Here is a 10,297-nt window from a genome sequence, read left to right as displayed (position 1 = left end):
CTGTGTGACCGCATGCCGGGCGTGTTCCCGGGCCCAGCGCTGCGCGTCGAGTACGTCTTCCACGGTAGCGGGTTCTGCGGCCCACTGGTCGGCGGCGCTCAGGACGTCGGCGATTGTTCGCACGATGGCCGGGAAACCGATCCGCCCGGCCAGGAACGCCTCGGCGGCCTCTTCGTTGGCGGCGTTGTAGACGGCGGTCATGCAGCCACCCGTCTCGCCCGCTTGCCGGGCGAGCGCGACAGCGGGAAAAACCTGGTTGTCCAGCGGCGCGAACTCCCAGGTCGAGGCGGTGGAGAAGTCGCAGGCCGCGGCCACGGCGGGCACTCGATCCGGCCAGCCGAGCGCCAGCGCGATCGGCAGTTTCATGTCCGGCGGGCTGGCCTGCGCGATCGTCGAGCCGTCGGTGAACGTCACCATCGAGTGCACGATCGACTGCGGGTGCACGACGACGTCGATGCGGCCGTAGGGAATGCCGAACAGCAGGTGGGCTTCGATGAGCTCGAGCCCCTTGTTGACCAGCGACGCCGAGTTCAAGGTGTTCATCGGCCCCATCGACCAGGTCGGATGGGCGCCGGCCTGCTCGGGTGTGACGTGCTCGAGGTCGGCGGCCGACCAGCCGCGGAAGGGCCCGCCGGATGCGGTGAGCACCAGCTTGGCGACCTCGTCGGCGCGGCCGCCGCGCAGGCATTGCGCTAGCGCGGAGTGTTCGGAGTCGACCGGCACGATCTGCCCGGGCTTGGCGGCCGCCAGCACCAGCGGGCCACCGGCGATCAACGATTCCTTGTTCGCCAGGGCCAGCCGGGCCCCGGAGGCCAGCGCGGTCAGCGTCGGTTGCAGGCCCAGGGCGCCGACGAGCGCGTTGAGCACGACGTCGGCCTCGGTGTTCTCGATCAGCCGAGTCGCCGCGTCGGGTCCGTCGTACGTGATGTCGCCGATGGCCTGCGCAGCGCGCTCGTCGGCGACGGCGAGGTTGGTCACCCCGGTTTGGGCGCGCTGCTGTGCCAGCAAATCCGGGTTGCCACCCCCGGCGGCCAGCCCAACCAGTTCGAAGCGGTCGGGGTTGGCGGCGATGACCTCGAGCGCCTGGGTGCCGATGGAGCCGGTACTACCCAGCACCAGGATCTTGAGGCGGCGGTTGGACACCCACTCATTGTGCCGCGCGACCGGCGCGCCCGACGAATTCCGATATGCCAGAATGTGCAGGCATCCCGATCCCAACCCGAGGAGTTTGCCGTGGCCAGTACCGAGGTGGAGCGTTCCAGCGGGGTCGACATCGCTGACGTGCCGTCGGCGAACTGGGGCTGGAGCAAAATCAACTACCGCAACTGGCACATCACCGGCCTGCTGAGCATCGGTCTGCTGGTGGCGTTCCTGCGCGGCAACCACGTCGGCCACGTCGAAGACCTGTGGGTGATCGGCTTCGCACTTTTGGGCGTCTTTTTCCTGGTGCGCGACTGGTGGGGCCGTCGGCGCGGCTGGCTCAGGTAGGCGACTCAGCTAGCGGTGCTGTGCGTCGCAACCGCCCGGTGGATGTCGATATCTCCGGAGCCGGTGCGCACGTGAATCAGCAGGTGCGTGACGGCTCCGACGCGTCCGTCGATAACCCGCGGCGGACCAGGCCACCAGCAGGGCCAGCGCCAGCACCCAAGGCCAGCCACCGTGCCGGTACACCCAGCCGACCAGCACACCCTGGATATGACCGGCTACGGCGATCAACGCATCGTCGCCCGGGCCGGTCCGTATGCGGATCTCGTAGAAGCCGTAATAGCCGGCATACAGCCCGACGAGCACCAGCAGCGCTCCGCTGATCCGGTTGACGTAGGGCAGGATTCGCCGCAGGCGATTCACCACCGCCGAGTTCGCTGCCGCGGCGGCGACCGCCAGCACACCGACGACCAAGGTGAGGCCGGCGATATATGCGAGGTAGATCGACACGCTCCCGATGAGCGAGCCGCGGCGCAGGGCGGCGGCGGTCACCGCCAAAAACGGGCCGACGGTGCACGACAGCGAGGCGATCGCGTAGCTCACGCCGTAGCCATACATGGAGCCGAGTCGAGCCGTCGGGACCCATCGCCGACCCGGATGCCGGGGTGTCAACAGCGTCAGCTCTCGGCCCGTCAGCAGCCAAATACCCAGGGCGACAAGCACAATGCCGAACACGATGGTCACATAGGGCAGATACTGCTGCACGATGGCGCCCGCCGATATGGTGAGCGCGCCGAACACTCCGAACACCGTCAGAAACCCGAGACCCATCCCTGCGGTAGCCGCCAGAGCCCGACCGACCGCAGCCGCGCCCGTCGATGTATCGGCTCCCTCCCGCCGCACCACGAGAACGAGGTAGGCGGGCAGCATGGCGAAACCGCATGGATTCAGTGCCGCTACCAATCCGGCGGTAAACGCGAAGCTGACCAGGCCCCGGTCCACGAATGTTCCGCTACGACGTCAGCGCGGCAACCCGGCCGGAGAGCTCCTGCTGGGACATCGCCGAGGTGGGGTTATTCACGAATGTCGACGTGCCGTCGCCGCGATAGAACACGTAGGCCGGCTGCCACGGGACGTTGTAGCGAGCCCAGATCGACCCGTCGGCGTCGTTGAGATTGGTGAAGTTCAGGTTGTACTTCGAGACGAAGTTCTGCATCGCGCCTACGTCCGAGTGGGCCGAGACACCGACAAAGGTGACCCCTGGATGCGCGGCGGCTACCTGGCTGACACCAGGAGCTTCGGCGTTGCAGAACGGGCACCAGGGCGTCCAGAACCACAGCACGGCCGGCTTGCCCTGCAGTGTTGCGCCGTTGAACGGCGCGCCGGACAGTGTGGTCGCACTGAACTGCAGACGATCGTCGGCGGCCAGCGCCGGTGGCGCGGTGAGCAGCCCGAACGCCATGGTGGCGGAGAGCACAACGAACGCCATCCTCGCGATCGCACGCAGGAGCCAAATTCTCACCTGCGGACCCTTCCCTGTTCAGACTTCACATACAGATGACGCGATAAGGTCCGGTCCGGTTCACTGGGCCGTCGGCGCAGCTGGCTCAGGTAGGCGACTCAGCAGCGAGCTGACCGCACGCTGCGGCGATCTCGCGCCCGCGGGTATCGCGCACGGTGCATGTCACGCCGGCTGCGCGGACCCGTCGAACGAACTCCCGCTCAACGGCTTTCGGGCTGGCGTCCCAATCGCTGCCCGGCGTCGGGTTCAGCGGAATCAGATTGACGTGCACGAGCGGGCCCAGCGCGCGATGTAGTCGCTTGCCCAGCAGGTCCGCCCGCCAGGGCTGGTCGTTGACGTCGCGGATCAACGCGTATTCCACCGACACCCGCCGGCCGGTCTGCTCGGCGTGGTAGTGGGCGGCATCCAGCGCCTCGCCGACCTTCCAGCGATTGTTGACCGGCACCAGGGTGTCGCGCAGTTCGTCGTCGGGGGCGTGCAGTGACAGCGCCAACGTCACCCCGAGTCCCTCGTCGGCGAGTTTGCGGATGGACGGGGCCAGTCCGACCGTCGACACCGTCACCGACCTCGCCGAGATGCCGAAACCGTTCGGCGACTGCTCGGTGATGCGACGTACCGCCGCCAGCACCCTGGCGTAGTTGGCCAGCGGCTCCCCCATGCCCATGAAAACGATGTTGGACAACCGGCCGCCCCACTCGTCGCGCACCGCCGCCGCCGCGGCGCGCACCTGTTCGAGGATCTCCGCGGTCGACAGGTTGCGGGTCAGACCACCCTGCCCGGTGGCGCAGAACGGGCACGCCATGCCGCAGCCGGCCTGCGACGAGATGCACACCGTGTTGCGCTGTGGGTAGCGCATCAACACCGACTCGATAGTGGTGCCGTCGATGGCCCGCCACAACGTCTTGCGGGTCTGGCCGGCGTCGCACGTGACCTCGCGGGCCGCCGTAAGCAGCGTCGGGAACAACGCCTCCGCCACCTGGCCGCGGGCCGCGGCCGGCAGGTCGGTCATCTGCTGTGGGTCGGCGATCAGGCGGTCGTAGTACTGATGCGCCAGCTGTTTGGCGCGAAACGGCGGTAGGCCCAGCGCCGCGACGGCCTCGACGCGCCCGGCCTCGTCGAGGTCGGCCAGATGATGAGGTGGCAGCGCGCGGCGTGGTGCCTCGAAGACCAGTTGTTGCTTCATGCGCTGCGGACCTTAGGGCAACAGGGTGAGGACGGTCCAGGTGGCCACCGCCGACGGCAGCGCTCCATCCAGCCGGTCCATCAGCCCGCCGTGGCCGGGCAGGATGCGACCCATGTCCTTGATGCCCAGGTCACGCTTGATTTGCGACTCCACCAAGTCGCCGAGAGTCGCGGTGACCACAATCGTCAGACCCAGCAGCAGGCCGATCCAGACCGGCCTGTGCGCCAGCAGAGTCGCGGCCAGCGTGGTCGCGGTGATCCCGAACAGCAGCGAACCGCCCATGCCCTCCCACGACTTGTTCGGGCTGATCGACGGCACCATTGGATGCTTGCCGAACAGCACGCCGACGGCATAACCGCCGACGTCCGAACAGACCACGCCGATCATCAGGCAGAACACCCGGCCAGAACCATTCGGCGGATAGACCAGCAGCACACTGAACGACGCGAACAGCGGCACCCAGGTGGCCACAAAGATTGTGGCAGTGACGTCGCGCAGGTAATTCCCCGACGGTGAATCGGCGCCGCTTGGTGCGGGTGAAACGCCCAGCGCTAACCGCCAGAACATGCACACCACGGCGGTGATGCCGAAGCCGGCCAGCGTACCGACCGCGTGGAAGTACCAGGCCAGCCAGATCATGAGTTGACCGCCAGCCAGCAACGGGATGACCGGGATGAGATAGCCGGCCTCGCGCAGTCGCCTTACCACCTCGTGGGTCGCGAGGGGCATAGCGGCCGCAAGCAGGAAGACCCAGAGGTAGCGGTCCCAGATCAGGATCGCCACGATCGTAAACGCGAGGGCGGCACCCACGGCGATCGCCGCCGGAAGATTGCGGCCGGCCCGCGACTTCTTGTGCGGAGGCTCGTGCACCGAGCCCTCTGCCGGGGTGTCTGCCGGGGTGCCAGTCTCTGCCACGGACGTCATCTGCTGAGCGGCCGTTAGACCTCCAGCAACTCGCCTTCCTTGTGCTTGACCAGGTCCTCGATCTGGGTCACGTACTGCTGGGTTGACTTGTCCAGGTCCTTTTCGGCGCGCGAGACCTCGTCCTCGCCGGCTTCGCCGTCTTTGCGAATCCGGTGCAATTCCTCCATCGCCTTGCGGCGGATGTTGCGCACCGACACCTTGGCGTCTTCACCCTTGGCTTTGGCCTGCTTGACCAGCTCGCGACGACGTTCCTCGGTCAGCTGCGGTACCGCCACCCGGATCAGCGTGCCGTCGTTGGTGGGGTTCACCCCCAGATCTGAGTTACGGATCGCCGCCTCAATGTTCCCGAGCTGGCCGGCCTCGTACGGCTTGATGACCACCAGCCGCGCCTCAGGGACGTTGATGCTGGCCAGCTGGGTGATCGGGGTGGCGGAACCGTAGTAGTCGATGACGATGCGGTTGAACATGCTGGGGTTGGCCCGGCCAGTCCGGATGGTCGACAGATCGTCGCGACTCACCGATACGGCCTTTTCCATTTTCTCTTCGGCGTCGAAGAGAGTCTCGTCAATCATTTCTGCGCCGCGCCTCCCTTCACGTTGTGACCAACGTTCCGATTTTCTCACCCGCGACGGCCCGAGCGATATTGCCGTCGGTCAGCAGGTTGAAAACCAGAATCGGCATGCGATTGTCCATGCACAGGCTGAATGCGGTGGCGTCGGCCACCTGCAGCCCCAATTCGATCACTTCCCGGTGCGTGATGGCCGTGAACAGCTCGGCCCTCGGGTTCACCCGCGGGTCTTCGGCGAACACCCCATCGACCGCCTTGGCCATGAGAACCACATCGGCGCCGATCTCCAACGCCCGCTGCGCGGCGGTGGTGTCCGTGGAGAAGTACGGCAGCCCCATACCGGCGCCGAAGATGACCACCCGGCCCTTTTCCAGGTGGCGAACAGCACGCAGCGGGATGTAGGGCTCGGCGACCTGACCCATGGTGATCGCGGTCTGCACCCTGGTGTCAATGCCCTCCTTCTCGAGGAAGTCCTGCAGCGCAAGGCTGTTCATCACGGTGCCGAGCATCCCCATGTAGTCCGACCGGGTGCGCTCCATTCCACGCTGCTGCAGCTGAGCGCCGCGGAAGAAGTTGCCACCGCCGATCACCACCGCAATCTGCACGCCGGTACGGACCACCTCGGCGATCTGGCGGGCGACCTGCGCTACCACGTCGGGATCCAGGCCCACCTGTCCGCCGCCGAACATCTCGCCACCGAGTTTGAGCAAGACCCGGGTGTAGTTGGGCCGACTCGGCCCACCGGCGGGGCTCCGGCCGTCCGGCGCGAACGCCCGAGCTCCGTTGGCCCTCGTCGGCTCCTGCTCCGTCATCGAACTCCTCGCACGAAAGGACGCCATCCGGCCATCCCCCACGACAGCAGGTCCTATCCTGCCTTATCGCGGGCCGTGCGTCCCGAGACTCGGCATAGCCCAAGCCTCCGCAGCGAAAGCACCGGCCGAACCCATCCGCCCACCCACAGTCCGGCTGCTGAGGACCAGCGCTGTGGGTGAGTCCGCATCTGTTGAATCCTGTTGCAATGAACACCTTTTCATTGCCAGGATCGACGCACCCATCGCCGGCGACAACAAGCGCCGCCCCGGTTGGCGCTACGCCCTCTTCATCCTCGCCGGTTTGCGCCGGCAACCGCACCTACTGTGGCCGTATCGGCGTGTTCACCGTCACAACGACTCCAAGCCAGTCCATCTACCAGGGCGGAAGATGCCGACCCGCTCGCCTCGCGGGCGCGGCGGCACGCGCGAGAGTTTGACCGCCCCGCGGTAAGGGAATGCCTCACAAGCGGTGCGAAAACCCAAGTGCGCGTCATTGTGACGGGCAGGGCAAGCGCCCACGCCGGTCGAGTCACGGCCGGTGGCCGTGAAAAGTAGCTCATTGACATGAGCCAATGAGGAGGAACTTCATGTCGGACGACAACAAGAGTGGACCCGCAGAGGGTGTGAAGGGCGTAGTCGAGGGCGCCAAAGGCCTGGCTAAAGAAGCCGTTGGCAGCGTGGTCGGCAACAAGGACCTCGAAAAAGAGGGCGAGGCCCAGCAGGACAAGGCCTCAGCCCAGCGCGACGTCGCCAGGAAGGAAGCCGAGGCCGAGTCAGCTCGGGCCGGTGAAGAGGCAGCGGAGAAGCGCCAGCAGACCCACCAGAACTAATCAGTAGTCAATGGGGCCCGGTCTTTCATAGACCGGGCCCCATCTGCTTGCTCGTTGGGTCAGCCGTCGGTCAACCGAATAGCGGTAACGCGCGCTTGCGCGCCAGCGCATCCATCCCGCGCTGAATGCTGTCCTGCACCTCGTGATACTTGCGATCGACGTATTCGTCGTCGTCGGCTCGATCCGGATCATTGTCGATCTCGACCGCGGGCATGAAGCGTGTGCGGATCTTGGCCGGCAGCGGCAGCTGAGGCAGCGCGGCGGGGGCGATCCCCCAGGGCAGGGAAACGGCCACCGGAAAGACCTTGAGCCGCAACAGTCGATCCAGTCGCAGAGCGCGCGCAAGCCGGTCACCGCGAATCAGGACCGGCATGGCGTCGGCGCCTCCAACCGTCGCGATCGGCACAATCGGCACACCTGCGCGGATCGCCATCTTCACGAAGCCCTTGCGCCCGGCCAGGTTGGCCTGGTCGCGCTCGCTCCACGGACGAAGAGAGTCGACTTCACCGCCCGGCCACAGCGCCACGTCGTGGCCTTCGGCCAGCGCAGTCGCGATGGCATCCGGAGCCGCGGGCAACACTCCCATTGACCGGAAGTACCGGCCGAACCCCGGAATGGCCATCAGCGCATCGTGGGCGGTGCCGTGCAAGGGCCGCTCCTGACCGAACCGCCGCCACCATTGCAGACCGACGGTCCAGGCGTCCCACACGAACGGAGCACCCGAGTGGATGCCGATCAGCAAAGCAGGGGGTTTACCGATGTTTTCCCAGCCGTCGATTTCCATCCGGAACCAATAATCCACCAGCAGATTCCAGAAAAACTTCTGACGTTGCAGCGCCGTCTCGTCCGGACCGCTGAGGTCCCACTCGCCCGCCCGCTCGGCAACCCAGCCGCTCAGCCCGCCGGCGTTGTCCGCGCGCTGGTCCTCCATTGCGGTGCGCGCCTGCTCAGCTTGTAGTTGTGCCTGCTTGCGCACCTCAGCGGGCCTGTGGTCGGCAGAATTCATATCCGCTGAATTACCCCGTCTGGCTCGACTCGAACCGGAACCGACCTATCGCCGGAAATCGTGTTGCCGGCGGAGGTGGTGTAGTGGCCCCAGGCGCTCAACGATTCCGGACCTGACGGTTGCGCTTCTTGATTGCGTCGACCAATTGCGACTTGTTCATCGTGGACCGACCGGCTATGTCAAGCCGGCGGGCAATGTGGAGCAGATGCTTCTTACTGGCGTTGGCGTCGACGCCCTCGGCCGACGGGAGTGGGTTGTGCAAACCACCCCGCTCTGCGCGTGCATCTGAGGGGCCCTTCTTTGGCTTGGGTAGCCACCGGTCACCAACTTTTTCGAAGCTGTGCTTGAGCGCCGAATAAGCGACGCGATGCGCACGCTCTTCGCTGTCGTACTGGTCGGCGGCCGCGTCATGAGCCTTGGCGAAGGTGCGTTGCGCCTTGGCGTTCGACCGTTGCACGGTGCCGGGTAATTCGTCCTTCTTCGGCTGGCCGCCCTTTGTTGTCTTCGACATAGCTAACCTCTCGAGCTCGGAGTCGTTAATTCCGCTCGGCTGCGTTATTCGGTCGTGGGCCGGGTACCCACCCCGTGCTGCGACTCAACCGGAAGGTCCATTCCTATGGTGCAACCCGCCGTTTTGTTCGACGTCGACGGGACGTTGGTTGACTCCAACTTCCACCACGTTCTGGCGTGGCACCATGCCTTCCTCGATGTCGGCAAGGAAGTGCCGTGCTGGCGAATTTTGGGCCTGATCGGGCGATCTGGCTCTGAACTCGTCCGCGTCCTGCTCGGCGACGAACTGACCGATGCGCACGGCTCCCACGTCAAACAGCTGCACACCAAGTACTTTGTCGACTCCGCCCCGCTTGTGCGCCCTCTTCCTGGTGCGCGACAACTGCTGGAGGCCGTCTCAGAACGGGGCTGGCGCTCTGTGCTCGCCACATCGGCCGGCGAGGAAGAGTTGGCGCTGCTGCGAAGCGCGCTCGACTGCGAAGACCTCATTTGTGCGGTGACATCCTCGGCCGACGCCGAGCGGGCAAAGCCGCACCCGGACATCGTCGCCACTGCGTTAGAACGCGTCGAGGCGGACCCGGCCGACGCGATCCTTCTCGGCGACACCATCTGGGATGTGCTCGCGGCTCGACGCGCCGGTGTCCCGGCCGCTGCGGTGCTCAGCGGTGGGATCGACCGCGAAGCCTTGGAGCACGCGGGCGCCGCGGCTATCTATGCCGGCCCGCTCGAGGTGTGTGCGCACCTCGACGAGTTCGCCCAACTTGTTGGGACGTAACGGCTTTCGCCGCTGGCCGATCAGCCCAAGTGCGCCGACAGCAGCCAGGCGGGTACGGATTTGCGCCCGTTGCCCTCGTCGCGAATATCGGCGAACGGGAACTCAGGGCTATTGCTGTTAGCGAAGTTGCCGTGAATCCTGGCCGGCCGGATCTCGTCGATGACCCAATAGCGCGACACCACATCACGCAACTCGTCCTGGGTTACCGGGTTGGCCGGGCCGTCGGGCATCCCGTTTCGGTCGAAGACCAGCACGAAGTACGACGCGCCCGGGGCGGCCGCCCTGACAATCGAGCGCTGGTAGCCGTCGCGCAGCTCAACAGGCATCGAATGGAACAACGTGCTGTCCACGATCGTGTTGAAACGGCCGTCGTAACCGGTGAACGCGGAGATGTCGGCAACCTCGAACGAGGCATTAGTCAGCCCCTGCCTGAGGGCCTCCGCCTTGGCCAACTCGATCGCCGTGGGCGCGGCATCCAGCCCCACGGTGCGGTTCCCCAACGCCGCCATGTGCAACGCCAATGCGGCCTCACCGCAACCGGCGTCGAGCACGTCGCCCTGGATCTTGCCCTGATCGATCAGCGCCGCGATCTCCGGCTGCGGCTCCCCCAAACTCCACGGCGGTCGGCCGCCCGAAAACTGGGCAGCCTCACCACGGTAGGCCGGATCGAAATCGAAGTCGAAATTCTGAGTTTCAGTCATGCCCCAGATATATCAACCAGACTGATATGTGTCAAGATCGT

The 10,297-nt window shown here is 66.0% G+C and carries 13 protein-coding genes; 3 read left to right on the top strand and 10 right to left on the bottom strand.

Annotated features, from left to right (window positions below):
* On the bottom strand, positions 1 to 1,143 hold a 1,143-nt coding region (gene dxr, locus VGH54_RS22350), incomplete at its 3' end, for a 1-deoxy-D-xylulose-5-phosphate reductoisomerase (protein ID WP_331514284.1).
* A gap of 90 nt (positions 1,144 to 1,233) precedes the next feature.
* Here dxr and VGH54_RS22345 point away from each other — a divergent pair.
* Positions 1,234 to 1,488, top strand: a complete 255-nt coding sequence (locus tag VGH54_RS22345) for a DUF2631 domain-containing protein (protein WP_331514283.1) — start codon at positions 1,234 to 1,236, stop codon at positions 1,486 to 1,488.
* Between the two features lie 9 nt (positions 1,489 to 1,497).
* Here VGH54_RS22345 and VGH54_RS22340 read toward each other — a convergent pair whose 3' ends face one another.
* The 6 genes from VGH54_RS22340 to pyrH form a co-directional block, all read right to left on the bottom strand.
* Positions 1,498 to 2,427 (bottom strand): cytochrome c biogenesis CcdA family protein, encoded by a 930-nt coding sequence (locus VGH54_RS22340; RefSeq protein ID WP_331514282.1) that lies wholly within the window; start codon positions 2,425 to 2,427, stop codon positions 1,498 to 1,500.
* A gap of 10 nt (positions 2,428 to 2,437) precedes the next feature.
* Positions 2,438 to 2,914 carry a protein disulfide oxidoreductase gene (locus VGH54_RS22335; RefSeq protein ID WP_414688768.1) on the bottom strand — a complete coding sequence of 159 codons (477 nt, stop codon included), beginning with the start codon at positions 2,912 to 2,914 and terminating at the stop codon, positions 2,438 to 2,440.
* 118 nt (positions 2,915 to 3,032) lie between these two features.
* Positions 3,033 to 4,130 carry a 23S rRNA (adenine(2503)-C(2))-methyltransferase RlmN gene (gene rlmN, locus VGH54_RS22330; RefSeq protein WP_331514281.1) on the bottom strand — a complete coding sequence of 366 codons (1,098 nt, stop codon included), beginning with the start codon at positions 4,128 to 4,130 and terminating at the stop codon, positions 3,033 to 3,035.
* Between the two features lie 12 nt (positions 4,131 to 4,142).
* A complete protein-coding gene (locus VGH54_RS22325) occupies positions 4,143 to 5,054 on the bottom strand; it encodes a phosphatidate cytidylyltransferase (protein WP_331514280.1) in 912 nt (303 codons plus the stop codon).
* Between the two features lie 14 nt (positions 5,055 to 5,068).
* Entirely contained in the window at positions 5,069 to 5,626 is a 558-nt protein-coding gene (gene frr, locus VGH54_RS22320; RefSeq protein ID WP_331514279.1) for a ribosome recycling factor, read from the bottom strand.
* A 19-nt stretch (positions 5,627 to 5,645) separates the two neighbouring features.
* Positions 5,646 to 6,434: a UMP kinase gene (pyrH, locus tag VGH54_RS22315; protein ID WP_331514278.1), complete on the bottom strand. Its 789-nt coding sequence runs from the start codon at positions 6,432 to 6,434 to the stop codon at positions 5,646 to 5,648.
* 587 nt (positions 6,435 to 7,021) lie between these two features.
* Here pyrH and VGH54_RS22310 point away from each other — a divergent pair.
* The gene (locus tag VGH54_RS22310) at positions 7,022 to 7,264 is read left to right on the top strand and encodes a CsbD family protein (RefSeq protein WP_331514277.1); all 243 of its coding nucleotides are present in this window, start codon (positions 7,022 to 7,024) and stop codon (positions 7,262 to 7,264) included.
* Between the two features lie 70 nt (positions 7,265 to 7,334).
* Here VGH54_RS22310 and VGH54_RS22305 read toward each other — a convergent pair whose 3' ends face one another.
* Both VGH54_RS22305 and VGH54_RS22300 read right to left on the bottom strand, forming a co-directional pair.
* Positions 7,335 to 8,270, bottom strand: coding sequence for a lysophospholipid acyltransferase family protein (locus tag VGH54_RS22305; protein WP_331514276.1), 936 nt, complete (start codon positions 8,268 to 8,270; stop codon positions 7,335 to 7,337).
* Positions 8,271 to 8,367: 97 nt separating this feature from the next.
* On the bottom strand, positions 8,368 to 8,781 hold the full coding sequence (locus VGH54_RS22300; protein ID WP_331514275.1) for a ChaB family protein: 414 nt from the start codon (positions 8,779 to 8,781) through the stop codon (positions 8,368 to 8,370).
* Positions 8,782 to 8,886: 105 nt separating this feature from the next.
* On the opposite strand from VGH54_RS22300, the gene VGH54_RS22295 reads away from it, so the two are divergent.
* Entirely contained in the window at positions 8,887 to 9,555 is a 669-nt protein-coding gene (locus tag VGH54_RS22295; RefSeq protein WP_331514274.1) for an HAD family hydrolase, read from the top strand.
* Positions 9,556 to 9,575: 20 nt separating this feature from the next.
* Here the strand turns inward: VGH54_RS22295 and VGH54_RS22290 are convergent, their stop codons facing one another.
* On the bottom strand, positions 9,576 to 10,256 hold the full coding sequence (locus tag VGH54_RS22290) for a class I SAM-dependent methyltransferase (protein WP_331514273.1): 681 nt from the start codon (positions 10,254 to 10,256) through the stop codon (positions 9,576 to 9,578).
* Positions 10,257 to 10,297 lie beyond the last annotated feature (41 nt).

It is taken from the genome of Mycobacterium sp., from assembly GCF_036488105.1.
In the GTDB taxonomy this organism is placed as follows: Bacteria; Actinomycetota; Actinomycetes; order Mycobacteriales; family Mycobacteriaceae; genus Mycobacterium.
The sequence above is the reverse complement of the archived record's forward strand: the minus strand, read 5'-3'. Positions and strand labels throughout refer to the sequence as shown.

What these genes read in the sequence shown, in the direction of transcription:
- VGH54_RS22335 (WP_414688768.1), bottom strand. Translation starts at nt 2,914, where the DNA reads ATGGCGTTCGTTGTGCTCTCCGCCACCATGGCGTTCGGGCTGCTCACC.
- rlmN (WP_331514281.1), bottom strand. Translation starts at nt 4,130, where the DNA reads ATGAAGCAACAACTGGTCTTCGAGGCACCACGCCGCGCGCTGCCACCT.
- VGH54_RS22325 (WP_331514280.1), bottom strand. Translation starts at nt 5,054, where the DNA reads ATGACGTCCGTGGCAGAGACTGGCACCCCGGCAGACACCCCGGCAGAG.
- frr (WP_331514279.1), bottom strand. Translation starts at nt 5,626, where the DNA reads ATGATTGACGAGACTCTCTTCGACGCCGAAGAGAAAATGGAAAAGGCC.
- pyrH (WP_331514278.1), bottom strand. Translation starts at nt 6,434, where the DNA reads ATGACGGAGCAGGAGCCGACGAGGGCCAACGGAGCTCGGGCGTTCGCG.
- VGH54_RS22310 (WP_331514277.1), top strand. Translation starts at nt 7,022, where the DNA reads ATGTCGGACGACAACAAGAGTGGACCCGCAGAGGGTGTGAAGGGCGTA.
- VGH54_RS22305 (WP_331514276.1), bottom strand. Translation starts at nt 8,270, where the DNA reads ATGAATTCTGCCGACCACAGGCCCGCTGAGGTGCGCAAGCAGGCACAA.
- VGH54_RS22300 (WP_331514275.1), bottom strand. Translation starts at nt 8,781, where the DNA reads ATGTCGAAGACAACAAAGGGCGGCCAGCCGAAGAAGGACGAATTACCC.
- VGH54_RS22295 (WP_331514274.1), top strand. Translation starts at nt 8,887, where the DNA reads ATGGTGCAACCCGCCGTTTTGTTCGACGTCGACGGGACGTTGGTTGAC.
- VGH54_RS22290 (WP_331514273.1), bottom strand. Translation starts at nt 10,256, where the DNA reads ATGACTGAAACTCAGAATTTCGACTTCGATTTCGATCCGGCCTACCGT.